Here is a 24,149-nt window from a genome sequence, read left to right on the forward strand (position 1 = left end):
AAAAAATGTTGCAAGAAAACTCCATAAAATTGTCGTCATCATATGCGGTAGCAAGCAAGGTGAAAGATTACTCTCAGTTAATGAAGTTTAATCTCACCTTTATGGTGGTATTTTCATCTGTGGTTGGTTACCTGCTGGTGCCTGGCGTGGAGTTTAACTTAGTAAAAGTTCTTTTATTATTTGCTGGTGGTTTGCTGGTTTCCGGATCAGCCAATACCATTAACCAGATTTGGGAGAAGGAGACAGATAAACTGATGGCGCGCACCGCTGTTCGTCCATTGCCTTCCGGGCGTATGCACGACAACGAGGCGATAGCGCTGGCTGCGGTAACCGGTGTTGCGGGACTCCTCGTAATGGGGTACTGCTTTAACTGGTTAAGTGCTGCATTGAGCGGGTTATCTTTGGTGTTATACGGTTTTGTGTACACGCCCTGGAAAAAATGGAACTCTCTTGCCGTGCTGGTAGGAGCTATTCCTGGTGCCATGCCTCCCCTGATCGGTTGGGCAGCCGGCGCCAACAACCTGAGCGAAGGTGGCTGGTCGTTGTTTGCTATCCAGTTCCTGTGGCAATTTCCGCATTTCTGGGCCATTGCCTGGATTGCGTATAAAGATTATGCGAGGGCAGGTTTTAAAATGCTGCCGGGCAGCGGAGAGCCTAACAAGTACACCGCCATACAGGCCACCATGTACACGTTGTTGCTGATTCCCGCCGGCGTAGCGCCATACCTCCTGAAGATCACTGGAAGCATTTCTGCCATAGTGGCTATTCTGGCGGGAGGTTTCTTCCTTTACAGGGCAGTTAACCTGTACAGAAAGAACGATGTTCCTGCAGCGAGAAAGCTCATGTTCGGATCTTATATTTATCTGACAATTGTTCAGCTGGTACAACTGCTGGACAAAGCGTAAAATGAAAAGAGGAGTGATGGATACTATGACATTAGAACAACGTAAGAAAATACATCCGCATAAATATTCCTTATGGATCGCCATGGGTAGTATTACCATGATGTTCATAGGGTTTACCAGTGCTTACATTGTTAAAAGATCCCAGGCAAACTGGCTGGCATTTGAACTGCCGCATATTTTCTGGATATCCACTGCCGTAATTTTAACCAGCAGCGTAACAATACACCTGGCTTTAAAGCAGTTCAGAGAAAGGAATATGCAGCGTTACAAACAACTGATCACCCTCACAGCATTTTTGGGTGTGGTGTTTGCGGCCTGCCAGTGGATAGGATTTTCACAATTGAAGTCGGTAGGACTGCCCCTCAACGGGCCTGTTTCCGCTTCTTTTATTTATGTTATCGTAGGAGTGCACATGCTGCACGTGCTGGGTGGTGTAGTAGCACTGCTTATTATGTTTGGCAGGGCTTACAGAACCCGTGTACGGACCTACAGCGCAGTGCCCATTGAAGTAGCCGCAACATACTGGCATTTCGTGGACGTACTGTGGATTTACCTGTTAATTTTTTTAAGTATCGCCAGATAAACTTTGTAAAATTTTATAAAACAAACAATGGATACAGCAGTTACAGCGAAGAAAAAATGGTGGGCCGGAGGATATTCTCCCTTTAATGTGAGCTATGGTAAGTTGATGATGTGGTACTTCCTGATGTCAGATGCGTTCACATTCGGCGCATTATTGATTTCATATGGTACCATCCGGTTTTCCAGTCCGTCCTGGCCTGATCCGAATGAAGTGTTCCGCTCCTTCCCTGGCATGGGCCATGCCAACTTACCGTTGGTATTTGTGAGTTTGATGACCTTCATTCTCATCATGAGTTCTGTAACCATGGTACTGGCAGTACACGCCGGTCACATGAGAGATAAAAAAGCAGTGGCCAAATGGATGATCTGGACCATCATTGGTGGTATCGCGTTCCTGAGCTGTCAGGCATGGGAATGGACGCATCTGTACCACGAAGGTGCATGGTGGGGTCGTAATCCTTTCATGAATGTTGACGGCACACTGGCATCTACCAACTTTACCAACTTCTTCTTTACTATTACCGGTTTCCACGGTTTACACGTAACTTCCGGTGTGATCCTGAATATCGTAATCCTTGCGAACGTACTGAAAGGTACTTATGAGCACAGAGGTCACTACGAAATGGTGGAAAAAGTAGGTTTGTACTGGCACTTTGTAGACCTGGTTTGGGTATTCGTATTCACCTGCTTCTACCTGCTCTGAGTAAAAGACAAGCAGAATAGTACAAGGTTTGTTGTTGATTATTTGGAATCTGATTTTTAGAATTTATTTAATTTAAATAATAATGGAGCATACACATACTGAGGCTGGGCATGAAGCTGCACATGCCGATTCATCTACCAAAACAATCTGGAGAACGTTCTGGATCCTGTTGTGTATCACAATGGTGGAAGTAGGTCTGGCCTTTTTACATCTGGAAACTGGTTTCCCGAGCAGGGTATTCCTGAATGCCATCTTCGTTGGTCTCACCGTGGTGAAAGCTTTCTATATAGTTGCTGAATTCATGCACCTGGGTCACGAAATCAAGAACCTGATCCTTACCATATTGATTCCGTTGCTGTTATTTGTATGGTTTATCGTTGCATTCCTGTATGAAGGGGATTCCTGGAAAAACATGCGGAAAGACCTGAAACCAGGTACGCCGGTGGAAGCACCAAAGGCTCCTGCAAAAGAAGGACATCATTATTAATTTCATCATAAACTATCAGGATCATCTCTCGCAGGGCTTTATTAGGAGTGTCGTTGGCTATATTGGTGCCGCTTTTGGGTTATCTCATTGTAGATCACTACGGAAAAAATGTGGTACCTGTACCCGGATACTTCATCCCGGAAAGAGTAGATACGATCTCTGAAGATGGTAAAGTTTCATACGATACCGTTTTTCATAAGATCAGAGATTTTAAACTTACCAACCAACTTGGAGAACAGGTGAGTTTGAAAGATATGGAAGGAAAAGTGTTACTGGTTGATTTCTTTTTCACCTCCTGTCCAAGTATCTGTCCTACTTTAACAAAGAACCTGAAAAAGGTACAGAGCGCTTATGTAAAGAATGATTCTTTGCTGCAGATCCTCTCCTTTTCAGTAGACCCGGAAAGGGATACGGTAGATAAGCTGCGTAAGTACGCCTACGAATACCAGATAAATCCCGATAACTGGTGGCTGCTCACAGGTAGTAAAAAAGAAATCTACGACCTCGCCAGAAACGACTTTTTTGTTTCTGTAACACAGGGAGACGGTGGTCCGGACGACTTCATACATACCGAGAAGCTGGTATTAATCGACAAAAACAGGAATATCCGGGGATATTATAACGGTCTTGATTCCAATGATGTAAAAAGATGCGCTGGTGATATCGCCATATTGCATCTGGCAAAAGAAAGACACCGACCGGGTTTTGGAGCCTTCCTCAAAAAGCTGTTCTCCGGAGAGAAATAATAAAATAATTATAAAGGAAAGGTGAATAAGGAAAGGTTGTTCACCTTTCTTTATTCACCTTTTACATTTAGTGGATATGGAACTTAAGAACAGAAATCTCAATACGCCTATCACCATCGTATCGATAGTTATACCCGCATTGGTGGCGTTATTGTTTGTGTTGCCCAAGCCGGAAATGCATCCTGGTTTTGATATCAGGATACTGCCGCTGTTCCACGCTATCCTCAATACCAGCACTGCCGTTTTACTATTGGCCACTTTATATTTTATAAAGAACGGACATGTAAAAGCCCATAAGATCACCAATTTAATTGCAGTGGGTTTGTCGGCCGTGTTCCTGCTGTCGTATGTTACTTACCATGCGTTGGCTACAGAAACCCGGTTCGGCGACCTGGATCACAACGGTATTGTGGATGCCGGTGAAAAAGCCATGCTGGGCGGCATCCGTTATATTTACTATTTCCTGTTGCTGACACATATCGTACTGGCGGCTATTATTGTGCCATTGGTGCTTTTCACCCTGCTGCGCGGCTTTCAGAATGATATTCCGCGTCATCGCAAAATTGCCCGTATTACGTGGCCTATCTGGTTTTATGTGGCAGTAACGGGTGTGATTGTTTATATTATGATTTCTCCCTATTACCACTGATAGAATTAAGGAGATTTTTTAAGACAGATAGCCTAATTTTGTGAGATCAAACAACAATACTATGAAGAAGACAGGTTTGTTTTTACTGACAGTGTTTTTGACGGTGATGAGCGGATCAGTAATGGCGCAATGTTCCCTGTGTACTAAAACGGCTCAGCAGCTGGGCGAAGGCCCGGCGAAAGGTTTGAACAATGGTATTCTGATGCTGGCCCTAACGCCCCTGGCTATCATAGGTTTTCTGGCATTCCGGTGGTGGAGAAGTAATAAAGAAGCCTGACAATTTTCGTATAACCCAAAATAACTATGATTACCTACAGAAAGGCGGATATCACGGATATCCCGCAGTTAGTGCATTTGCGGCTGCAGTTTCTGAAAGAAATTTACCCTAAGTCTGATAACTCCCAGGATGCCGTGTTGAAGGATCAGCTAAGGGTCTACTTAACAGAACATCTCTCTAAAAACAATTTTGTAAACTGGTTTGCCGATGCAGAAGGCAAGGTGGTGGCCAGCGCGGGCATAGTTTTTTATAACCAGCCGCCGCTGTACCACAACCTTGAAGGCAAAGTGGCCTATATTCTGAACGTATACACGCTTCCTGCCTTCCGGCGGAAAGGTATTGCAAAAGCGCTGCTGCAAAAGATCCTCGATGAAGCTAAAGCACGCAATACCGGGAAGGTGAGCCTGCATACCAGTAAAGAAGGACGCTTATTATATGAGCAGTTCGGCTTTGTGGCCGGAGACAATGAAATGACCTGCCAGTTGCCCCGTGTTCAATAATAACGGCTACTCTTCGCGGAGTTTGAAAACAGGACATTCCATTCTTAACCCACCGTTGTTTAAAGAGATCTTTAGTTTGTTGCAGTGGTAACCCTTCTTTTCGTTGAGATGCTCACAGTTAAAGCACATAGGCTGAGTGGAAATAATTTCCTGTTGATTCAGCTGGTAAATCAGCTGCATGAGCTGCTCCAGCAGTCCGGCCTGGTCTTTCAATGGCAGCTGTGCTACGGTTGCGTGCAGTGGATCCGCAAATTGCTCTACTTTCCTGGCAACCGCTTTTCCTTCCCTTACCAGGTGTAAAGTGTGGCTCCGGGTGTCTGTAGGGCTTGCCTTACGAGTCAGGTAGTTCTTCTGTTCCAATGATTTTACCGCATCGCTGATGGTGGCTTTGGTCATGTTAAAGTACGATGCCAAGGTGGTTACAGTACGTTTTTCCTCCGGGTAGTGTAGTAAAAAGGTAAGTACCTGGATTTGTATGGGACTAAGTCCATACTGAGTTGCTTCCTGCCATAATAATACGCGGAAGGCTTCTGATAATCGCTCCAGGGAGGCCACTACTTTACTAGGTGTGTCTTCTGCCTGCTGTGCAGGGCTGAATGTGGAAACTTTCCCCATATATTCTTGCTGTCCTTATAGTTAGTGTGGCAAGGTACAATATAAATATATGGTGTGAAATAGCATATTAGTGACATTCCTGAGTGAATCCGGCTTTTTTCAGTGACAACCCTCCAATTCATGGATATAATAGCCTTTTTGCCGGATCTGGGTTTCCCAGCGTGGTATAATTTCAGTGATATGGCAAAAGCGGCAGTCTTTCCGGGAAACAATTAACCCCTCTCCTTTTTTGGTTTGAAGATAGGTATTGCCATAATTCAGTACTTCATCAAAGGAGGTTTCCTTTGTAACGATGATATCGAAATGAAGATATCTCCCATCTTTTTTCTTAACATAAGTGTCGAATACAGCAACTTCCATAGGAATACTTTTGATACTAACGTAAATGGTTACACTAAAAAGGGAGTTGTCGGGGTTGAGGGTATACCCATAACAATACACTAAAACTTATTGCTTTGAACCAGGCCTGCTGCATACGTTCTACTTCAGCAGCCGGGCGCCCGTGTTTGCTTAAATAAGGCCGGCCTGCTTCGGAAACGGGGTATATAAAAGAAGACAGGTAACGTAAGTATACCATGGGCAACGGGTCCATATCATGCTCCGCTGAAGACCTGAACTGAAGCTGTGCAGCAATCCGCTCTTCAAACTGCCACCACGGCTTGCCTTCCTGGCGGTTACATAAATCAGTGATCCATTTACGGAAATGCGGACGGAGCGATTGCAGGTACCCCACGTCGGGAGCACCGTTCCTGGTAAAATAGGTGGCGAGATAATTATTCTTTAGTATGGTATCATACCAGTTATTCAGAATGTCTTCTGTATGTGCAGCGAGGATGTTTCCTGCCATCATCAGGTATTGCTCGTCCTCATGGGTGAATAACAACATCCTTTTTAATCTGACCAGGGTTTGTGCATCCAGTGAGGGTTGGGGGTTATCAGCGCCAGCTGTGCCTTGGTGCATAGCGTCATTCATACATGTTGAATTTTGGTTTCCGTCACGGATTGGTTATTACAAATATAATAAGGTTGCCTAACTAAAACAATAAATATAATGACGTATATTCCTATACGTTAGCTATTAAATACATTAATAAAAAATTATTTGTGATTCTACAATGAACTATATAGCTTTGATAATCTGGTTGATAATACCCCTTTCATGATTAATAAGCTATACGCAATAACAAAAAACGGTTTACCGGTTGTACCGGCAGCAGCATATGAACCTGCAGATGTACCCGGTAAAAAGGCATCGCGCACTTTGTATCTTTCTGTTGCAGCCATAGTGGTGGCAGCGGGAGGCGCTGTTGCAGCATGGGGCATTAACGTCATAATCCATGCGATTGCTTCACTGGTTTACTACGGGGAAATAGATACTGCATACAGGGGGATCGAAAATACAGAACGGGAATTGTGGATCATTGGTATTCCGGTGGCGGGCGCCCTGTTCCTTGTTGCCATAGCCCGGTATACTTCGTTCCTGCTTCGTGCATTGGGATTGACCGTTGCCATCGGCGCCGGTAATCCGTTGGGGGTAGAAAATGCCGCCATGTTATTTAACGGGGGCTTAGGCGCCTGGATCGGTAAATTATTTGGCTGCACCAGTGACGAGTGCAGACTGCTTTTTACAGCAGGCATGTGCAGTACTTTAGGCAGCCTCTTTGGAGCGCCGGTGGCGGCTGTACTCCTGGCATTGGAAGTGTTTCTGGCAGAATGGACGCTTGCCAGTATATTACCGGTTGCAGCAGCTGCAGCCACTGCTGCCGCAGGAAGCTACCTGTATCGTGGCACCACTCCTGTATTAAGCTTTACAGCACTGCCGGCTATGAGTGCAAAGGCCATGATAGGCTATATGATAGTAGCTGTAATAGTGGGATTGTGGGCAAGATTAAGTACAGCATTGTACCATCTTATTGGTAAATGGTTCGGCGTGCTAACTAAATACAATGCCTGGTATTTGTTATTGGCGGCATTGCTTACGGGTATTATTGGATATATTTTCCCCCGGATACTGGGCACCGGCGAAGGTTATGTGCGTGACCTGCTGGAGGCACACGTAACGCTGGCGATTCTTTTTACACTGGCCTTTATGAAATGGATCGCCTGGATTTTCTTCTCCGGCGCCAACAAAACAGGTGGTGGTATCATTCCATTGCTGATCATAGGAGGCGCGTTGGGCTTGTTGATTGGAGCGCCCCTGCAAATGGCTTTTCCGTCTTTAATGATTAATGCAGGGATTGTAGTGCTGGTGGGGATGGGAGCTATGCTGGCGGGTACTTCCCGGGCGGTGTTAACAGCTATTATATTACTGTTGGAAATGACGCATGATATTAATGCAGCGCTTCCTGCCATACTTGCCTGTATCCTGGCTTATGGTATTGCTGTCTTCAAACGTAAAAAACGACAGGAACTAACCAGGGCATAATTATTAATTAATTCTGCGGAGTGCTTCCCGCCTGCTGAGTGGCGCCAGCGTGTGACTGTCTGCGAATTTTCGCACACTGCCGGGGTTTGTTTTAGCATACTCCCGCAAGGCCCAGCCAATGGCTTTCTGGATAAAAAACTCTTTAGAACTTGCGCACTGTTTTATATAGCGATACAACAATTGTTCATTGGTATGTTGCTTGTATGCGTTCTGGTGTATAATGGCCGCACGCTGCAGCCACATATTTTCACTATTGATCCATCGATTGGTAGTGGCGGGCCATTCTTCCCCGAATTTTTTCAGCCACGGACCGGCGAGGCACGACACGATGGCATCTACGCTATCCCACCACGATTTATGAACTATCATGTATTCAAAGAGATGGATATCTTCTGCGCGCCATTCCTTGTTTAACATTTGCATAAAATCTATGGCAGCGTATTGGTATTCACGTTCCGGTTTTTTCCACAATGCTTTTATCAGCACCGGCATATCACCAATGGCGGGTAATCCATATGTTGCTTTCAATCCTTTGTTGATAAGACGGCGCTCCGGCGCACTTATACCCAGGTATTCAAACTGGTTGCGCATATACGCTTTCATAGCAACCGCGTTGTCCGGATTGGCGGCCACCAGGTATGCATCCGTGATCAGGGAGAGGTAGCGCATGTATGCTTAGCTTTTAGTGCTGATATAACGATAAAGGTTAAACGCTTTTTGCCGGATAAGTTCCTGTATTTCCTGTTGGAGGGTTTGTTTGGAGATATCTCTCATACGCCTTTGTTGTATCAGTTGCCAGGCTTTTTCTGCCAGCAGCAGGATATGTTTTTGTTGTTGATGGGAGATGATAGTGTGATGTTTTTCGATGGCCTGTATAATTTCGTGTATGCCTGACTGTTGGATAGCCACGGATTTGATCACCGGAATTTCCCAGTCACCCTGATGTTTACTATGTGCGAGCAGCCGGAGATTTTTCACAAAAGCATCTGCATTGTCGCGGTCAGCTTTGTTCACAATAAAGATGTCTGCGATCTCCATTAACCCTGCTTTCATGGTCTGGATCTCATCGCCGGCTTCCGGAACTACTACCACAACAGTTGTATCTGCTATACCGGCTATTTCCACTTCACTTTGACCTACACCTACCGTTTCTATAAAGAGATAGTCGAATGCAGCTGCTTTAATAAGATCACTCACCTCTATAATTTTAGGGCTTAATCCGCCAAGGGCGCCCCTGGTGGCCATGGAGCGGATAAATACCTTTGGATGGTTGAAGTGTTGGCTCATCCTGATCCGGTCGCCGAGCAGGGCGCCGAAATTGAAGGGCGAAGAAGGATCTACCGCTATGATAGCTACGCTTTTATCCTGTTCCAGTAATTGAGTAATGAGCGCATTTACAAGCGTGCTTTTACCTGCACCGGGAGGGCCTGTGATACCCACTACTTTGGTATGGTCAGTCACGGGTATTTGTTCCAGCAGCTGTTCATATCCCGTTGCTTCGTTTTCAACAAGGGAAATGCAACGGGCCAGTGATTTGATATTTCCGTTTAAGAGTCCGGGTATATGCTGCTGGTACATTTTATTGTTTACAGAATTTAAAGAACAAAAATAAGCGGTATCCCTGTTTACGCGATCAACGACCGGTAAATATCAAGATATTGTCCTCCTATCTCCTCCCATCTGAAGCTGTCGGCATGCTTTTTAAGAGCAGCCATTGGCTGGGTAGCTTCGTAATGAGCCATTCCTTTATCGAAAACATCCCGCATGTAGGCAGGGTCAAAATTTTCGAAGTAGTAGGCGAGGTTGCCGCCAATTTCGGGCAGGCTGGTTTTATCAGAAAGGAATACCGGTTTGCCATAGTGCATAGCCTCTATTACAGGAATGCCAAAGCCTTCTGCAATAGACGGGAATACAAACGCGGCGCAATTGCTGAAATACCAGTATTTGCTTTTCTCATCAATGGGACCGATAATTTTAACCCGGTCCAGCACACCGTAGGCGGCTGCTTCCTGCAGGATCTGTTTTTGATAGGTGGTATTTGCGTTTCCTGCTATAATCAATTCATAATCAGTGTCTTTCAGTAGTCGCGGAATGACATGAAAGTTTTTCTTGGGTAAGATGGTACCAATGGTGAAAAGAAACGGCCGGGAGGGACGGTAAAGCGGGGCGTTAAATGAGGGGAATGATTTTACATCGCAACCGTTATAGATAACGCTCAATGGGGTATCTCCTATTTCAAGATGTTGTAAAACATCTTCCTTTACATAATTTGAAATAGTAATAAGATGATCAGCTTTATTGATCATCCGCTGTACTTTGGCCAGCTGGCCCGATATTTTGTGTTTATAGTTAGGCTTGTATAAGAAATTGAGATCATGTATAGTTAATACCCGTTTTATGTCGGGTGATGAAGGAATGTAGTCGGAAAGCTGGTAGGTGGTATGCCAGAGCTGAATATCTTTTGAATAGGGCATCCACAGTTTATGCCATGCTTTTTGTTTGTAATGTGCCTGATTTGAAAAAAGTGTTTCTTTATAGGAGGGCAGATAGAAGTACAACTCCTCGGGAGGAGAGATCAGCTGCATCAGAGTTTGGCCAATGTTCGCTGCAATAAGTATATAGACCGTTGTTCGGATATTTCATTCTTTCACAGTCTATCACAAATCTTGGCATGTTAATCAGTTTGAATAATTGTCAGGTATATATTTATATATAACTAAATGCTTAAGCGAAGATATTACAACTTTTTACGAAAAAGAGATAATTATCTTTCGGCCTTTTCCAGATAAATTTATCAGCCTGGCGTATATTGGTCGTCAGTCCGATGGCGAATAATTAATACAGATGACGAATTTTATCTCCATATTTCCGCTTGGAATTGTAGTGTATCCGGGAGAGCAGTTGAATCTGCATGTTTTTGAGCCCCGGTACAAGCAATTAATTGCAGCCTGTTTGGCCGAGCAAAAGCCGTTTGGTATTCCAGTTGTAATAAATAAAAAAATTATGGAATATGGAACACTCGTCCAAATAAAAAAGGTAGAAAAAATATATGAGAGCGGGGAAATGGACATAATTACCGTTGGAGACAGTGTTTTTCGCATTTTGGAGCATGTTTCGGAAATTCCGGAGAAATTGTATGCCGGGGCCATTGTAAACTACCCGGAGAATAATGAAGCCGGCAATAACCGGTTGCTGCAGGAAGTATTGCATGGCGTCCGGGAATTGCATGCTATCCTCCAGATCCATAAATCGTTTAAGAAAGAAGACAGCCAGCTCAGTTCATACGACCTGGCGCACCATGCGGGGCTGTCGCTTGATGAGGAATATGAAATGCTCCATCTTTTCTACGAAGCACAGCGGCTGGAGTACCTGAAGCGGCATTTGCACAAGGTAATTCCCATGATGGCGGAGATGGAAAGGCTGAAAGAGCGTGTTTTATTGAATGGTCACTTCAGGAACTTATCTGCCGATAATTTATAATTTTTATGAAGATGCCCGCCTGACTTGCTTTTCCGGGCATCATGACCGCAACTTTAACGTGCATTTAACAGGTGGTTTTTTGGATTTTTTTGCTTCCCGCCTTAAAAAGTAGATATTTGCAGACCCATATTTTCACTGGAATAAGGGCTTAAACTCAATTCTGATACTAAATGCATTGGACAAAAGTCAGTATTCTTTGCCTGCTTGGAAGTTTTTTTCTATTGGCAAATAAGGCTATCGCACAGGACAATTCACCATATTCCCGCTACGGATTAGGAGATCTGCATAATAACCAGAACACGGTAAACCGTGGAATGGGAGGCGTTTCTCAGGCTTATAGTGATCCGCAATCAGTCAACTTTATTAATCCGGCCAGCTACTCCAGCCTGCTGCTTACTACCTTTGATGTAGGAGTGGAAGGTGGCGCCCGCTCTATCACAGACCAGGGGGCAAAATTTAGTTCCGGATTCGGTACACTCTCTTACCTGCAGTTGGGTATTCCGCTGATTACCAACAAATGGGGATTAAATCTGGGGCTTCGCCCGGTAACCAGGGTTTCCTATAACATCCAGGAATCAGGTACCGGCACCTTCTTTGATACATTGAGGATTCCGCTCACCAGCAAATATGAAGGAAGTGGCGGTCTATACCAGTTATATGCCGGTACAGGTGTGCGTTTTGGTCATTTCAGCGTGGGTGTAAACCTGGGTTATCTGTTCGGTAACATCGAGAACAATACCCGTCTTACCTTCCCTGATCCTACCATGTATGCTTCCCACCGCATGTTCCGTACTTCCTACAACAGCTTTTTCTATAAATTGGGCGTGCAGTACAGGGCCAAGCTGAAAACGGATATGGATCTGACGTTTGGCGCCTCCGGAAGTTTGAAGCAAAATATGAATGCCCGCCAGGAAATACTCAATGAAACCGTGCAGTTCGACGCATCTTCCAATAACTATGTTACACAGGATACCGTTCACTATGCGAAAGGCGACAGGGGAACTGTGGTGTTTCCGCAAGAGTTTGGCGCAGGTATCATGTTGCGCAAATTTGATAAATGGATGGTTGGGGTAGACTTTAATTCCAGCCAGTGGGAGAATTATAAAAACTTTGGTAATAAAGATTCCCTGCAGAATTCCTGGAAGCTTGCTATCGGCGGACAGTTTGTACCCAATGCAACTGCACTAAGCGGTTACTGGAACAGGGTAGCGTATCGCCTGGGTGGTTACTATGGGAAAGATTACCTGCAGCTGGAAGGCGTAAATATGCCTACAATGGGCTTCACGGTGGGCGCTGGTTTACCCGTACGCCGCATGCCTTATTCCAACCAGTACAGTATGATCAACCTGGCGTTTGAAGTTGCTCACCGCGGCAACAACGAAACCATCCTGAAAGAAAATATCTACCGTATATCGCTGGGCTTTACCCTGAGTGATAAATGGTTTATCAAGCGTAAATACGAATAACTTTTTTGCACAGCGCGTATTTTGTCTTTCTCAGGATTACGCTGATTATACTGATTTTATTTTTTAAGATTTGGGGAGATATAAGCGAATATACCCGCTCATATCTCCCCAAATCATTTAAAATCCAAAGTGATCAAATCCTTAAAATCAATAAAATCAGCGTAATCCTGAGAAAGACAAAATACGCTTATATCTCCGCTGCATTAAGCTGAAAGCGAATTCCTATCTTTGAAGTATTATTCATTCAAATGATTAAAAGAGCCATCTTATTTTTTATTATAGCCATTGCCGTTAGTAGCTGCGAAAATGATATTGATGCGGTGATGGAACTGGATTCCAAAAAGGCAGCCACCGAAAACGGGCAGGATATTGTAATCATATTCAGCCAGGGTGGAAAGGTGAATGCAAAATTAACGGGGCCCACTATGGAGCGTGGTTTGGATAAGCCAACCTATGTGGCCTTTAATAACGGGCTGAAAGTATTTATGTATAACGACAGCCTGGGGCTGGAAAGCACATTATCGGCCAAGAAAGGAAAATTTATGGAAGATGATGGAGATGTGTTCCTGTCGGATAGCGTGATTGTAATTAATAAGAAGGGCGAGCGTCTGGATACGAAAGAACTGAACTGGGATCCTAAAAGAAAGATCTTCTACTCTACTAAAGAAGTGTTTATCAAAACGCCTACCGACTCGCTGCATGGATGGGGACTGGAAGCCAATCAGGATTTCAGTGTAAAGAAAATACTAAAGGTGAGCGGTCCTATTACAGTACAGGACAGTACTGCTGCCCTCAACTGATCTCACTAACGTAAAGCTATATACGAAAGAACCCCACCTATGCAGGTGGGGTTCTTTCGCTTTAACCTATTTTTTAACCTAAAATTTGGGATAAAAAGTCAATAATTATGCCAGTTTGCCATGTTTCCTGCATTGTTTGTTACCATTCATAACATTTGAAGATAATTTATAAGCGCCGCTGGCAAAGCTGTTTTAAACTTCAGCCGGGATGGCTATATTAGGCGAAAAATTAGCGCATGGAAACTATCAGCTGGCCCGATTTTGAAAAAGTAGAAATGAGAGTGGGCACTATCCTGGAGGCGAACGATTTTCCTAAAGCCCGTAATCCTTCCTATCAGTTATTGATAGATTTTGGCCCGGAAACGGGAATCAGGAAATCCTCTGCCCAGATCACCCATCTCTATCAGAAAGAGGACCTGATCGGAAAGCAAGTTGTGGCGGTGGTGAACTTTCCGCCAAAGCAAATTGCAAACTTTATGTCGGAATGCCTGGTTTTGGGCGCTGTAGGCGATAACAAGGAAATTGTATTACTTCAGCCGGACAGGAAAGTGCTTAACGGGCAACGGATAGCTTAAATAGATTTAATAATAAACCGTGTAAACTTCTCTATTTTATAATTATCAGTTGATTATAGATATTTAAATCTTATAATTCTGAATTTTAATAATATTATTATTAAAATAATATAATAACACATTATCCATTATCATCAGTTTACGAACAATAATACATCGTTCACGGAAATGAAACCTATTCCTAAAATCGGCGGTATATCTTTGTTCTAGGTTTTTCATAGGATATGGTTAAAATTATTACAAGGGCGGTATTCTTACCAGCCCTTTTTTTTGCTTTTTTCCAGTCCCAAAGCCGAAAAATGGCAAATAACTGTTTAAACACCTTCTTAGGCTGATAATCAATTTATTGTGTGCCCGTACTCACATACCAGCTTATCATGAAGTGTTTTTTGCCCTCATACGTTCACCTTCACTTTTGATACGTTTACCGGATAAAATATATCATTCACTAGAATGGCCATCGCAGTGTGATAAAAATCGGCCACCTTTGGTATAGGTTTTTCAATAAAGATATGGTTAAAATTTTTCGGGGCTGTAGTCTTGCAGCCCTGTTTCTTTTTTCTGAAGTCCTATTTTTCCCTCTGCCTTTCTCTTTCTCCGGTTATTTTCCAAACAGATAAACAACATTACGGCTTAACAAACAGATACAAGCGTATATCTGTATGTTAAGCCGTAGCGGTTTTATAGCAGTGTGCCTATTTAGTGAATAGCGCCGGATAAGGTTTATCCAGGAGGTTATTATAAATAAAGCGGTAAGACTCACCGGAAGAATGGACGCTTTTTAGGCCACCCCATCCGTGACGTTCGCCGGGATACAGCATAAACTCGAAATGCTTATTGAGATTTTCCAATTTATCGATCAGCTGGATACAGTTCTGCATATGCACATTGTCGTCCATTGTACCATGTACAATACGGATCAGCCCTTTATACTTATCGGCATAGGTCATTACTGAGGTAGCCTTATAGCCTTCGGGATTCTCTGCGGGTGTATCCATATAGCGTTCTGTATAGTGGCTGTCGTACAATTGCCAGTCAGTTACCGCGTAGTTGGCCATCCCATAGTTAAATACATCGGCGCCATAGGTGAGGGCCATACAGGTCATATAACCGCCAAAGCTACCACCGGTCATGCATATTTTGCCGGTGTCGGTCCAGGGTTGGGAACGAAGCCAGGTAGCAGCGTCCATATAATCCTCGATTTCGTGTTTACCCAGTTGGCGGTGAATATAGTTCATGCCCATTTTGCCGAGCTGTCCGCTGCTGCGGTTGTCGATGGCTACCTGGATCACGCCTTCCTGCGCCCACCATTGCTGCACATTACCATATTTCCAGGTATCGTATACGGTACCGGCATTTGGACCGCCGTAAATGCTGATCAGGACCGGGTATTTTTTACCTGGTTCCATGTGCACGGGCATGGTAATGGTAAGAGGAAGTACCAGTCCATCGCGGGTTTTGTATGTTTTCAATGCTGTTTTGGCCAGGTTGAAATCGTCAAAGTTTTCTCCTTTACTATCGCCTAATTCCCGCACCAGCCTGCCATTGTTGTCCAGCAGTGCCATTTTTGAAGGCGTTTGCAGGTTGGAATAAGTAGTAATAAAGTATTTACCTCCCGGCGCCAGTTTGATTACATTATTATAATTACCGTTGGTTAACCGGGTAAGTGCGCCGGTTTTCATGCTCACTTTATACAGATCGAAGCGGGTGGAGGCTTCTTTACGGGCGGTGAAGTATACCAGTTGATTCTTATTATCTATCTGAAGTACTTCTTTCACGGTCCAGTTACCGGAAGTCAGTTGTTTTTTCAGGGAGCCGTCCATATTATGGAGATAGAGATGTGACCAGCCGGTTTTATCGCTTTGCAGCAGGAATCCCTGGTTATTTTGCACGAAAGGAACGGCATCGAACCAATCGATCCAGGTTTTCTGCTTTTCATCATAGATTTCCTTTTTGGCGCCGCTTTGCGGGTTGATGCTGTATATTTTGAGGTTGTCCTGTCCGCGGTTCATCCATTGCATCCACAGCTGCCGGCTATCGTCGGTCCAGAAAGGCATACCAAAGTACTGATCGTCGTTTTCATTAAAATCGGCCCAAACGGTGGGGCCACCCGTAACGGGTACCACGCCTACTTTCACAGCGGGATTGGGGTCGCCGGCTTTGGGATAACGCGTGTTTTCCAGGTATCCGTGCTGTCCTTTTTCGCTGTAGATAGGGAATACCGGCACTTTGGTGTCGTTAAAGTGCATGTAGGCGATCTGCCGGCTGTTAGGACTCCACCAAAAAGCGCGGTAATGTGTGGGACGGCCCAGGATTTCTTCATAATATACCCAGGATGCCCATCCATTATATATTACATCAGAACCATCGGTAGTATAGCGGGTTTCCTTTTTGGTAGCTACTTCCACGCTGTAAAGGTCATTATTGCGGGTAAATGCCACATATTTTCCATCCGGCGACAGGGTTGGATTCTTTTCCTCTGCGTCGTCGTTGGTCAAACGAACTGTGTTGCCATCGGCGGCTTTATAGAATACATCCTTTTCACGTACTTCTACACTGGGACCGTCTACCGGGGCCGTATAAATGGTGGCTTTGCCGGTGCGGGCATCTACAGACCATGCCTGCATGCGGCCATTTGCCTCATCCGGGCGCATTTCCAGGTAATGTTCTCCATCTGCCCAGTCGCGGATGGCTGGTAATGGTTTGGTGATATGGGTAGCTTTGCCTTTAAAAGCCTGTTCATAGGTGAGGTCCTGCTTTTGCTGGGCCTTTAAACAGGGGGCAGTCAGCAGCAGTAAGCCTATACTGCTGATAGTGGCTGGTTTTAACCATTGTTCGCTTCTCATCATTTGTAAGATATCAGGTGGTTGTTTTGTTGTCGTTAGCGGACGAAAATAAGCATAACTAAAAAATAGCGGTCACAATTTACACAAACGGGCGGCGCGTGTAAGCCGGGGACAAGTCAAATACCACCAGATATGAAAGATTTCCCCGCGCCGGTTAATTAGGGCTGTAAATGGCAGTGGAAGCGGTTATCTTTAGTCTGGTTTTCATAGGATATGGTCAAAAAATAAGAGGGCTGTAGTCTTACAGCCCTTTTTACTATTTTTGCACTCCATTAGTGCAATTAAATTACTACATGACACAATTATCTGAGCAAGAGATTATACGCCGGGAGAAATTACAGGAACTGCATAATTTAGGTATAGACCCCTACCCTGCAGCTGAGTACCCGGTTAATGATACTTCCGTAAATATAAAAGCCAATTATTCGGAAGAAACAAAGGAACAATTCCAGGCCGTATGCCTGGCAGGCCGCGTGATGAACAAGCGCGACATGGGTAAGGCCTCATTTGTCCAGGTTCAGGATAGCGCGGGCCGTATCCAGATATATGTTCGCCGGGATGATATCTGCCCTGGTGAAGACAAAAGCGGTTACGATGTTGTAATGAAGAAACTGCTGGACATCGGCGATTTTATCGGGGTGAAAGGGTATGTATTTATTACCAAAACCGGTGAAACCTCTATTCATGCCACAGAAATCACCATCCTGAGCAAATCGTTGCGTCCATTGCCTATTGTGAAAGAGAAAGAAGGAGAAGTTTTTGATGAAGTAACCGATCCGGAATTCAAATACCGCCAGCGTTACGTGGACCTGGTGATCAATCCCGAAGTAAAAGAGGTGTTCATCAAGCGTACCCGGATGATGCAAACGATCCGCGACTTCTATAATAACCTGGGTTACCTGGAAGTAGAAACGCCTATCCTGCAGCCTATTCCCGGCGGCGCTACTGCCCGCCCGTTTGTTACGCACCACAATGCGCTGGATATGCCGCTCTACCTGCGTATAGCCAACGAGTTATACCTGAAACGACTCATCGTAGGCGGTTTTGAAGGGGTATATGAGTTTGCAAAAGATTTCCGTAACGAAGGAATGGACCGTACCCACAACCCGGAATTTACGGTAATGGAAATGTACGCCGCCTACAAGGACTACGAGTGGATGATGCGCACCACCGAATCACTGCTGGAAAAAATTGCCCTCACCTTACATGGCACCACCACCGTGCAGGTCGGTGATACAACCATTGATTTTAAAGCGCCATTCCGCCGGGTATCTATGTATGAAGCGATACAGGAACATACCGGTTTTGATATCGCCAATATGGATGAAGCACAGCTGCGCGATGTATGCAAACAGCTGGGAATCCACGTGGACGCCAAATTCGGCAAGGCAAAACTGATAGATGAGATCTTTGGTGAAAAATGCGAAGGCAATTATATTCAACCTACTTTCATTACCGATTACCCGGTAGAAATGAGCCCGCTCACCAAGAAACACCGCAGCAAAGCGGGGTTGGTAGAACGCTTTGAGCTGATGGTGAATGGTAAGGAAATTGCCAACGCCTACAGTGAACTGAATGATCCTATCGATCAGCGTGAACGTTTTGAAGAACAGGTGAAACTGATGGAACGTGGGGACGACGAGGCCATGTATATTGACTACGACTTCTTACGCGCCCTGGAATACGGGATGCCGCCTACCTCAGGTATTGGTATCGGTATCGACCGCTTAACCATGTTGATGACTAACCAGCCATCTATCCAGGATGTACTCTTCTTCCCGCAGATGAAGCCGGAACAACAGAAATAAAATCATCTTAATAAAATAAAAGGCGAATGGCTACGGTCATTCGCCTTTTTGTTTATATGATATAAATGTGGCATTAAATTTTCATGAAGCGTTCATATACCAATGCACATCGTTAACTTTAAGTAGTGCTTATTAGTATCTTAAAATTAGCCCATATGAAAACAATTTTAGTACCCACTGATTTTTCTGATACCGCTTATAATGCCGCTACCTACGCTATTGCCCTGGGAAACAGTTTAGAGGCCACCCGCATTGTATTGTACCACGCATATGAGCTGATTGTACCAATTCCGGATGTACCTACGGCGATTCCGATGGTGAATCCGGAGGATCTGAGAGACGCCAGCCTGGAAGGTTTGGAAAAGATGAAGGCAGAGCTGAGCCCTCTCATCCGGGAAGGTACCACGCTGCTTACACGTGCGGATAACACCCTGCTGGCAGCTACTATTGAAGAAGTATGTAAAAATGAGAACGCCGACCTGATTGTAATGGGCATTACCGGCGGCAGTAAACTGGAAGAAGTGTTGGTTGGTTCCAATACCATTGACGTAGTGAAAAATACCAGCTACCCGGTGCTGGTGGTACCCCAATCAGCAAAGTATAAACCCATAGAAAAAATTGTTTTTGCAGCAGATCTGCGGAAGGTGGCGGAAACCACTCCCGTGGAACCATTGAAAAAACTATTGCATATTTTTAATGCGGAACTGCATGTAATCAATATAGATCATGAAAGCAGGCATTTCAGCACCGATACACCTTTTGAAACACTGATGCTGGATACCCTGCTGGAAGATTTCCATCCGGAGTACCATTTCATCGATAATCCCAATGTAGTAGCAGGAATTGTGGAATTTGCCGAAGAAAATAAGGCAGACCTTATTCTCACTATTCCTAAAAAACACGGTTTATTTGAAAGCATCTTTAAACGCAGCCGTACTTCCAAACTGGCGTATCAAACACATATACCACTGTTGACTTTACACGAATAATTTATACTTTTGAAAGATATTAATATTTATAATAACACTATGCTTAAACGTTCATTATTGGTATTGCTGGGTTTCTTTAGCCTGCAGGCCACCCAGGCCCAGTTCCTGAAGAAGCTGGGTAAACAGCTGGAAACGGCCACCAACAAGAGTAGCAGCACGAGTACCGGTAGTAGTACTTCCCTTGCTGGTTTGACTGAATCTGACGCAGGTTCCGGAATCAAGGAAGCTTTGGCTAAAGGCGTGGCTGCCGGTATTGCAAAGCTGAATAAAAAAGATGGTTTCTTTGGAAGTGATGTATATAAACTGTTACTGCCGGAAGATGCTGTGAAAATTGGCAACACCTTACGGGCAATTGGTTTAGGCAGCCAGGTAGATAAGGCTATCCTGCAAATCAACCGCTCCGCGGAAAAAGCAGTGGGCTATGCCGCACCTATCTTTGTAGGCGCCATTAAACAAATGACCCTCACCGATGCACTGAACCTCGTGAAAGGAGGAAATACATCTGCCACTGATTTCTTTAAAAGCAAAACAACAGATTCCCTGAAAACCGCTTTCATGCCGGTGATTAAGAAATCGCTCGACAGCACCAGCGCTACCCGTTATTATGCGGATATCGTGAATAACTACAATAAGCTGCCTACTACCTTCAATAAAGTAAATCCCGACTTACAGGACTACGTGACCACCATGGCCGTAAATGCTTTATTTGACCAGATAGCGAAAGAGGAACTGGCCATCCGTGCCAATCCCGCAGCCAGAACTACTGACCTGCTGAAGAAAGTATTCGGAGCAAAATAGTACCAACGATAAAAAAGGAAAGGGGCAGAGATGATGATCTCCCGCCCCTTTCCTTTTTTATTTTGCGGCTTAATAGCTGCCGGCCAGTAATACCTGCCATGCTGCGGCTACCTTTCCTTCATCCAGCAACTTCTTTGCATAATAGTGCAACTCTTTTTCCATTTCATCCGGTGTTACGCTGTAATACTGGATGATATTTTTGAGATGATCATCATGAAAGGCGGCATCTACAAAAGGAACTTCATGAACATTACCCAGTTGCCCCAGGTGGTTGCCGGTAAGAATGTGGCTATTCCTGATGGCCAACGGTAACGCATCAACGCCGATGCCCAGTTTGGTATTAGGTTTTGCTACCTCAAATACGGCATCGCCGGAGGCCCGGCAATAGTAGTCGCCCCCCATACGGGCTACCAGGTCTATTTTATGCGGATCTATTTTACCATTGATATCCAGTATGTTTTCGTTGATATGCAGCATTACCGGCTCGCAGATAACCAGGTTTCCCGCGCCGCCACCCTGCCCGGTTTCAATGATCTCTCTTACAATACATTCTATTTGCACCGGGCTTTCTTTTACCCGGAGAGGCTGTACTTTTTCAGATTTCAACGGCGTAAAGCCGGCTTTTTCAAATTCATTTACACCAGCGGGATATTCGCAGCTCGACAAAGAGGCTTGTTGCACCATACCATAACTTACCATGTTGATGACCACCTCTTTGGTGGCGTATACATTTTCCAGTGTATGCTTTACCGTGTTATCACGTACGCGGCGCGATGGTGAAAAGATCAGTGTAGGGGGATTGGAGCCAAATACGTTAAAGAAACTGAAGGGCGACAGGTTTGGCTGCCCATCCGCATCTATTGTGCTGGCAAAGCAAATGGGGCGGGGAGAAACCGCACCCAGGAGGTAAGCATGCAGCTCACTTGTTTTCACCTGTGATGGATCTATCTGCATGGTTATGCTTTTTTCTTAAGGGCCAGCAGCGAAAAGCCGGTATCTTCTTTTACGATAGTATTGGATAAGGTACCTAAGCCGGTAACTTCCATTTCCACTACATCACCAGGTTGCAGCCATTGTTCGGTATAGTCCGGATCATTCAGTTTGCCGGTACCGTTCAGTTCCAGGAAGCAGCCGGTGCCCACCGTGCCACTGCCGATAATATCGCCGGGCAAGATGTTAACGCCATAGGCGCAGCGTTCCACAATTTCCGCAAAGGTCCAGTCCATATCGCCCATGTTGCCTTCACTCACTGGGATGCCGTTTACTTTGCAGGTCATTTTCAGGTTAAAGTTGTTGCCGGTATGTCCGTCTTTCGCCGGTATTTTCAGGGGTTCCAGTTCATCGGCAGTTACCAGCATGGGACCTACTACGGTGCTGAAATCCTTGCCTTTGGCGGGGCCCAGGTTAAGCAGCATTTCTTCCATCTGAAGGGTGCGTGCGCTCATGTCGTTCATGATCATGTATCCACCGATATAGTCATCGGCTTCAGCGGCGGTGATATTACGGCCTGCCTTACAAATGACGATGGCTACTTCCAGTTCAAAATCCAGTTTTTCAAAATGGTCGGGCATGCATACAATTTCGCCGGGACCCTGGATAGCGTTATGATTGGTAAAATAAAATATCGGGTATTGATCGAATTCGGGGATCATGGGCACCTTGCGGTTGCGGCGTGCGGCCGCAACGTGCTGGCGGAAAGCATATCCGTCCCTGCAGGAAGTAGGGAACGGTACGGGCGACAGCAGCTGTACGCTGTTTACGGGGATACCGATAGCGGAGCTGGGATTTTTCCCTTCTTTCAGCAGGGCATCAGCGCGTTTGGCGATGTCTATCACATCTTCCCACATCATCAGGAACATGCCCATATTATTGGGAAGATCCGGGTACAGCTCCTGTGTATTGTATAACAGCCCGTCCACCAGGATGGCCAGTTGATCTGTTTCTTCTCTTAAATAACTTACTAGTTTCATGGTTTGGTAATTGTTCTGGTTGTATGAAGGATCAAATATAAGAATGGCGGTTAAAAGCATTGGCTATTTTTTTGTGTCCTGCCAGCGAATTACTTTATATTTATAAACAGAACCACCAATATGCGTTGCTGTTTGCTGCTACTCCTGATGTATGGCCAATTGTTCGTTGTGCAGGCACAACCCCGCACAGATACGCTGCTGAAAAACCTGCTGGACCGTGAAGCGCCTCCGGCCCTCCGGCATGTGCTGCAATATCCTGATTCATTCCGTTACCAGCTTATTTATACGCAAATAGACCGGGATGCCCGCAACAGGCCACATTTCAAGAGCTATTACCTGGAAGTGGACGGGAACAAGTACTTCAATCCCGCCAGTACGGTAAAGCTGCCTATTGCTTTGCTGGCACTGGAAAAAATGCATGAATTGCAGGTTCCCGGCCTTCACAGGAATACGCCTATGCTAACCGACAGCGCCTGGGACGGACAGGTAACCGTGCACACAGATAGTTCTGCCAGTAACCTGTTGCCATCGGTGGAGCACTATATCAAAAAAATATTCCTCATCAGTGATAACGATGCCTATAACAGGTTGTATGAATTTGTTGGTCAGCAAACCATTCACGAAAAGTTATGGGCAAAAGGGTATAAAGATGTACGTATTGTACGCCGGTTTATGCCGCTTACGGAAGAAGAAAACCGGCATACCAATCCCGTGCGTTTTGTGGATAACGGGAAGGTGATATACGAACAACCGGTTGCATACGATACCCTTACCTTTGATTACAGCCGGAAGGTAACGCTGGGACAGGGGTACCTGGATAAAAATGATAAGCTGGTTTTTTCGCCTATGGACTTCACAAAGCATAATAACCTGCCGCTTATGGATTTGCAGCAAATGCTGCAATCGGTATTGTTTCCTGCGAGTGTCCCGGCATCACAACGGTTTGATATTACGGAAGATGATTACCGTTTTTTATACCGTTATATGTCGCAGTATCCGTCTGAAACTTTGTGGCCGAAATATGACACCGCTGAATATTACGACAGTTTTACAAAATTCTTTTTTTTCAAGGCCGGTAAAAAGAACATTCCGCCATATATACGTGTATTTAATAAAGCTGGCTGGTCCTACGGTTTCCTTACTGACGTGGCCTATATCGTTGACTTTAAAAACCAGGTGGAGTTTATGCTCACCGGGAATATTTATGTAAACAGGGATGGTATTTTGAATGATGATAAATACGAATATGAGGAAAATGGGCACCCCTTCTTTAAGGAAGTGGGGGAAATAATTTACAGGTATGAATTACAACGCAGGAGGAAGCATAAACCCGACCTGCAAAATTTTAAGATAAACTATAGAGATTGACAGGAGGGAATAAATATTATTTATAGCCTTATAGAGTAATATAGTGAGCGAAATAATACATGAACGTTGTATTTTTGCGTTCGATAGTGGCATCCATCTTCAAAATGCGCATCATTTTTGAGGCGGCTGCCAGGGTAGATAAGGAAGGTTTTATTCATAT

The 24,149-nt window shown here is 44.9% G+C and carries 26 protein-coding genes; 17 read left to right on the plus strand and 9 right to left on the minus strand.

Features of this window, described 5'->3' with window-relative positions; translation table 11 throughout:
- Nucleotides 1-5: 5 nt before the first annotated feature.
- The 8 genes from cyoE to QFZ51_RS04655 all read left to right on the plus strand — a co-directional run bounded on the left by cyoE (nucleotide 6) and on the right by QFZ51_RS04655 (nucleotide 4,849).
- Entirely contained in the window at nucleotides 6-905 is a 900-nt protein-coding gene (gene cyoE / locus QFZ51_RS04620; RefSeq protein ID WP_429043660.1) for a heme o synthase, read from the plus strand.
- Between the two features lies 1 nt (nucleotide 906).
- Nucleotides 907-1,488 carry a cytochrome c oxidase subunit 3 gene (locus QFZ51_RS04625; protein ID WP_370909122.1) on the plus strand — a complete coding sequence of 194 codons (582 nt, stop codon included), beginning with the start codon at nucleotides 907-909 and terminating at the stop codon, nucleotides 1,486-1,488.
- A gap of 27 nt (nucleotides 1,489-1,515) precedes the next feature.
- Nucleotides 1,516-2,190, plus strand: a complete 675-nt coding sequence (locus tag QFZ51_RS04630) for a cytochrome c oxidase subunit 3 (protein ID WP_370909123.1) — start codon at nucleotides 1,516-1,518, stop codon at nucleotides 2,188-2,190.
- A gap of 82 nt (nucleotides 2,191-2,272) precedes the next feature.
- Nucleotides 2,273-2,677, plus strand: a complete 405-nt coding sequence (locus QFZ51_RS04635) for a cytochrome C oxidase subunit IV family protein (RefSeq protein WP_370909124.1) — start codon at nucleotides 2,273-2,275, stop codon at nucleotides 2,675-2,677.
- A 53-nt stretch (nucleotides 2,678-2,730) separates the two neighbouring features.
- Nucleotides 2,731-3,423: an SCO family protein gene (locus tag QFZ51_RS04640; protein ID WP_429043665.1), complete on the plus strand. Its 693-nt coding sequence runs from the start codon at nucleotides 2,731-2,733 to the stop codon at nucleotides 3,421-3,423.
- A 76-nt stretch (nucleotides 3,424-3,499) separates the two neighbouring features.
- The gene (locus tag QFZ51_RS04645) at nucleotides 3,500-4,072 is read left to right on the plus strand and encodes a DUF420 domain-containing protein (RefSeq protein WP_429043667.1); all 573 of its coding nucleotides are present in this window, start codon (nucleotides 3,500-3,502) and stop codon (nucleotides 4,070-4,072) included.
- Between the two features lie 61 nt (nucleotides 4,073-4,133).
- Nucleotides 4,134-4,349 carry a hypothetical protein gene (locus QFZ51_RS04650; protein ID WP_079471726.1) on the plus strand — a complete coding sequence of 72 codons (216 nt, stop codon included), beginning with the start codon at nucleotides 4,134-4,136 and terminating at the stop codon, nucleotides 4,347-4,349.
- Between the two features lie 26 nt (nucleotides 4,350-4,375).
- Nucleotides 4,376-4,849, plus strand: coding sequence for a GNAT family N-acetyltransferase (locus QFZ51_RS04655; RefSeq protein WP_370909127.1), 474 nt, complete (start codon nucleotides 4,376-4,378; stop codon nucleotides 4,847-4,849).
- A gap of 6 nt (nucleotides 4,850-4,855) precedes the next feature.
- On the opposite strand, the gene QFZ51_RS04660 is transcribed toward QFZ51_RS04655, so the two are convergent.
- From QFZ51_RS04660 to QFZ51_RS04670, 3 genes are all read right to left on the minus strand, one after another.
- A complete protein-coding gene (locus tag QFZ51_RS04660) occupies nucleotides 4,856-5,464 on the minus strand; it encodes a MarR family winged helix-turn-helix transcriptional regulator (protein WP_429043670.1) in 609 nt (202 codons plus the stop codon).
- Nucleotides 5,465-5,563: 99 nt separating this feature from the next.
- Entirely contained in the window at nucleotides 5,564-5,824 is a 261-nt protein-coding gene (locus QFZ51_RS04665; RefSeq protein WP_370909129.1) for a DUF2024 family protein, read from the minus strand.
- Between the two features lie 34 nt (nucleotides 5,825-5,858).
- On the minus strand, nucleotides 5,859-6,437 hold the full coding sequence (locus QFZ51_RS04670) for a protoglobin domain-containing protein (protein ID WP_429043672.1): 579 nt from the start codon (nucleotides 6,435-6,437) through the stop codon (nucleotides 5,859-5,861).
- Nucleotides 6,438-6,623: 186 nt separating this feature from the next.
- Between QFZ51_RS04670 and QFZ51_RS04675 the strand changes: the two genes are divergently transcribed.
- Complete coding sequence (locus tag QFZ51_RS04675; RefSeq protein ID WP_429043675.1) at nucleotides 6,624-7,889, plus strand: chloride channel protein; 1,266 nt, start codon at nucleotides 6,624-6,626, stop codon at nucleotides 7,887-7,889.
- Between the two features lie 3 nt (nucleotides 7,890-7,892).
- On the opposite strand, the gene QFZ51_RS04680 is transcribed toward QFZ51_RS04675, so the two are convergent.
- The 3 genes from QFZ51_RS04680 to QFZ51_RS04690 are packed head-to-tail and all read right to left on the minus strand — an operon-like array spanning nucleotide 7,893 to nucleotide 10,474.
- Entirely contained in the window at nucleotides 7,893-8,558 is a 666-nt protein-coding gene (locus QFZ51_RS04680) for a DNA alkylation repair protein (RefSeq protein WP_429043678.1), read from the minus strand.
- A 6-nt stretch (nucleotides 8,559-8,564) separates the two neighbouring features.
- The gene (gene meaB, locus QFZ51_RS04685) at nucleotides 8,565-9,467 is read right to left on the minus strand and encodes a methylmalonyl Co-A mutase-associated GTPase MeaB (protein WP_429043680.1); all 903 of its coding nucleotides are present in this window, start codon (nucleotides 9,465-9,467) and stop codon (nucleotides 8,565-8,567) included.
- A 47-nt stretch (nucleotides 9,468-9,514) separates the two neighbouring features.
- A complete protein-coding gene (locus tag QFZ51_RS04690; RefSeq protein WP_429043683.1) occupies nucleotides 9,515-10,474 on the minus strand; it encodes a glycosyltransferase family 4 protein in 960 nt (319 codons plus the stop codon).
- Between the two features lie 259 nt (nucleotides 10,475-10,733).
- On the opposite strand from QFZ51_RS04690, the gene QFZ51_RS04695 reads away from it, so the two are divergent.
- The 4 genes from QFZ51_RS04695 (at nucleotide 10,734) to QFZ51_RS04710 (ending at nucleotide 14,210) form a co-directional block, all read left to right on the plus strand.
- Complete coding sequence (locus tag QFZ51_RS04695; protein ID WP_079471736.1) at nucleotides 10,734-11,369, plus strand: LON peptidase substrate-binding domain-containing protein; 636 nt, start codon at nucleotides 10,734-10,736, stop codon at nucleotides 11,367-11,369.
- A 170-nt stretch (nucleotides 11,370-11,539) separates the two neighbouring features.
- Entirely contained in the window at nucleotides 11,540-12,835 is a 1,296-nt protein-coding gene (locus tag QFZ51_RS04700) for a hypothetical protein (protein ID WP_429043686.1), read from the plus strand.
- 248 nt (nucleotides 12,836-13,083) lie between these two features.
- Nucleotides 13,084-13,635: an LPS export ABC transporter periplasmic protein LptC gene (gene lptC / locus QFZ51_RS04705; protein ID WP_370909136.1), complete on the plus strand. Its 552-nt coding sequence runs from the start codon at nucleotides 13,084-13,086 to the stop codon at nucleotides 13,633-13,635.
- 236 nt (nucleotides 13,636-13,871) lie between these two features.
- The gene (locus QFZ51_RS04710; protein WP_429043689.1) at nucleotides 13,872-14,210 is read left to right on the plus strand and encodes a tRNA-binding protein; all 339 of its coding nucleotides are present in this window, start codon (nucleotides 13,872-13,874) and stop codon (nucleotides 14,208-14,210) included.
- Nucleotides 14,211-14,905: 695 nt separating this feature from the next.
- Here QFZ51_RS04710 and QFZ51_RS04715 read toward each other — a convergent pair.
- A complete protein-coding gene (locus tag QFZ51_RS04715) occupies nucleotides 14,906-17,059 on the minus strand; it encodes a S9 family peptidase (protein WP_429043691.1) in 2,154 nt (717 codons plus the stop codon).
- A gap of 290 nt (nucleotides 17,060-17,349) precedes the next feature.
- On the opposite strand from QFZ51_RS04715, the gene lysS reads away from it, so the two are divergent.
- The 3 genes from lysS to QFZ51_RS04730 all read left to right on the plus strand — a co-directional run bounded on the left by lysS (nucleotide 17,350) and on the right by QFZ51_RS04730 (nucleotide 20,651).
- Nucleotides 17,350-18,864, plus strand: a complete 1,515-nt coding sequence (gene lysS, locus QFZ51_RS04720) for a lysine--tRNA ligase (RefSeq protein ID WP_429043693.1) — start codon at nucleotides 17,350-17,352, stop codon at nucleotides 18,862-18,864.
- 155 nt (nucleotides 18,865-19,019) lie between these two features.
- The gene (locus tag QFZ51_RS04725; protein ID WP_429043695.1) at nucleotides 19,020-19,853 is read left to right on the plus strand and encodes a universal stress protein; all 834 of its coding nucleotides are present in this window, start codon (nucleotides 19,020-19,022) and stop codon (nucleotides 19,851-19,853) included.
- Between the two features lie 39 nt (nucleotides 19,854-19,892).
- The gene (locus QFZ51_RS04730) at nucleotides 19,893-20,651 is read left to right on the plus strand and encodes a DUF4197 domain-containing protein (RefSeq protein ID WP_429043698.1); all 759 of its coding nucleotides are present in this window, start codon (nucleotides 19,893-19,895) and stop codon (nucleotides 20,649-20,651) included.
- 69 nt (nucleotides 20,652-20,720) lie between these two features.
- Here QFZ51_RS04730 and QFZ51_RS04735 read toward each other — a convergent pair whose 3' ends face one another.
- Together QFZ51_RS04735 and QFZ51_RS04740 are read right to left on the minus strand one after the other, a co-directional pair.
- Nucleotides 20,721-21,605 carry a flavin reductase family protein gene (locus tag QFZ51_RS04735; protein WP_429043701.1) on the minus strand — a complete coding sequence of 295 codons (885 nt, stop codon included), beginning with the start codon at nucleotides 21,603-21,605 and terminating at the stop codon, nucleotides 20,721-20,723.
- A 2-nt stretch (nucleotides 21,606-21,607) separates the two neighbouring features.
- Nucleotides 21,608-22,621, minus strand: a complete 1,014-nt coding sequence (locus QFZ51_RS04740; protein WP_429043703.1) for a fumarylacetoacetate hydrolase family protein — start codon at nucleotides 22,619-22,621, stop codon at nucleotides 21,608-21,610.
- Nucleotides 22,622-22,741: 120 nt separating this feature from the next.
- On the opposite strand from QFZ51_RS04740, the gene QFZ51_RS04745 reads away from it, so the two are divergent.
- The gene (locus QFZ51_RS04745) at nucleotides 22,742-23,989 is read left to right on the plus strand and encodes a serine hydrolase (protein WP_429043706.1); all 1,248 of its coding nucleotides are present in this window, start codon (nucleotides 22,742-22,744) and stop codon (nucleotides 23,987-23,989) included.
- Nucleotides 23,990-24,149 lie beyond the last annotated feature (160 nt).

Source organism: Chitinophaga sp. W3I9 (genome assembly GCF_050434025.1).
Classification (GTDB): domain Bacteria; phylum Bacteroidota; class Bacteroidia; order Chitinophagales; family Chitinophagaceae; genus Chitinophaga.

What these genes read in the sequence shown, in the direction of transcription:
- cyoE (WP_429043660.1), top strand. Translation starts at nt 6, where the DNA reads ATGTTGCAAGAAAACTCCATAAAATTGTCGTCATCATATGCGGTAGCA.
- QFZ51_RS04625 (WP_370909122.1), top strand. Translation starts at nt 907, where the DNA reads ATGAAAAGAGGAGTGATGGATACTATGACATTAGAACAACGTAAGAAA.
- QFZ51_RS04630 (WP_370909123.1), top strand. Translation starts at nt 1,516, where the DNA reads ATGGATACAGCAGTTACAGCGAAGAAAAAATGGTGGGCCGGAGGATAT.
- QFZ51_RS04635 (WP_370909124.1), top strand. Translation starts at nt 2,273, where the DNA reads ATGGAGCATACACATACTGAGGCTGGGCATGAAGCTGCACATGCCGAT.
- QFZ51_RS04645 (WP_429043667.1), top strand. Translation starts at nt 3,500, where the DNA reads ATGGAACTTAAGAACAGAAATCTCAATACGCCTATCACCATCGTATCG.
- QFZ51_RS04650 (WP_079471726.1), top strand. Translation starts at nt 4,134, where the DNA reads ATGAAGAAGACAGGTTTGTTTTTACTGACAGTGTTTTTGACGGTGATG.
- QFZ51_RS04655 (WP_370909127.1), top strand. Translation starts at nt 4,376, where the DNA reads ATGATTACCTACAGAAAGGCGGATATCACGGATATCCCGCAGTTAGTG.
- QFZ51_RS04660 (WP_429043670.1), bottom strand. Translation starts at nt 5,464, where the DNA reads ATGGGGAAAGTTTCCACATTCAGCCCTGCACAGCAGGCAGAAGACACA.
- QFZ51_RS04665 (WP_370909129.1), bottom strand. Translation starts at nt 5,824, where the DNA reads ATGGAAGTTGCTGTATTCGACACTTATGTTAAGAAAAAAGATGGGAGA.
- QFZ51_RS04670 (WP_429043672.1), bottom strand. Translation starts at nt 6,437, where the DNA reads ATGAATGACGCTATGCACCAAGGCACAGCTGGCGCTGATAACCCCCAA.
- QFZ51_RS04675 (WP_429043675.1), top strand. Translation starts at nt 6,624, where the DNA reads ATGATTAATAAGCTATACGCAATAACAAAAAACGGTTTACCGGTTGTA.
- QFZ51_RS04680 (WP_429043678.1), bottom strand. Translation starts at nt 8,558, where the DNA reads ATGCGCTACCTCTCCCTGATCACGGATGCATACCTGGTGGCCGCCAAT.
- meaB (WP_429043680.1), bottom strand. Translation starts at nt 9,467, where the DNA reads ATGTACCAGCAGCATATACCCGGACTCTTAAACGGAAATATCAAATCA.
- QFZ51_RS04690 (WP_429043683.1), bottom strand. Translation starts at nt 10,474, where the DNA reads ATGCAGCTGATCTCTCCTCCCGAGGAGTTGTACTTCTATCTGCCCTCC.
- QFZ51_RS04695 (WP_079471736.1), top strand. Translation starts at nt 10,734, where the DNA reads ATGACGAATTTTATCTCCATATTTCCGCTTGGAATTGTAGTGTATCCG.
- QFZ51_RS04700 (WP_429043686.1), top strand. Translation starts at nt 11,540, where the DNA reads ATGCATTGGACAAAAGTCAGTATTCTTTGCCTGCTTGGAAGTTTTTTT.
- lptC (WP_370909136.1), top strand. Translation starts at nt 13,084, where the DNA reads ATGATTAAAAGAGCCATCTTATTTTTTATTATAGCCATTGCCGTTAGT.
- QFZ51_RS04710 (WP_429043689.1), top strand. Translation starts at nt 13,872, where the DNA reads ATGGAAACTATCAGCTGGCCCGATTTTGAAAAAGTAGAAATGAGAGTG.
- QFZ51_RS04715 (WP_429043691.1), bottom strand. Translation starts at nt 17,059, where the DNA reads ATGATGAGAAGCGAACAATGGTTAAAACCAGCCACTATCAGCAGTATA.
- lysS (WP_429043693.1), top strand. Translation starts at nt 17,350, where the DNA reads ATGACACAATTATCTGAGCAAGAGATTATACGCCGGGAGAAATTACAG.
- QFZ51_RS04725 (WP_429043695.1), top strand. Translation starts at nt 19,020, where the DNA reads ATGAAAACAATTTTAGTACCCACTGATTTTTCTGATACCGCTTATAAT.
- QFZ51_RS04730 (WP_429043698.1), top strand. Translation starts at nt 19,893, where the DNA reads ATGCTTAAACGTTCATTATTGGTATTGCTGGGTTTCTTTAGCCTGCAG.
- QFZ51_RS04735 (WP_429043701.1), bottom strand. Translation starts at nt 21,605, where the DNA reads ATGCAGATAGATCCATCACAGGTGAAAACAAGTGAGCTGCATGCTTAC.
- QFZ51_RS04740 (WP_429043703.1), bottom strand. Translation starts at nt 22,621, where the DNA reads ATGAAACTAGTAAGTTATTTAAGAGAAGAAACAGATCAACTGGCCATC.
- QFZ51_RS04745 (WP_429043706.1), top strand. Translation starts at nt 22,742, where the DNA reads ATGCGTTGCTGTTTGCTGCTACTCCTGATGTATGGCCAATTGTTCGTT.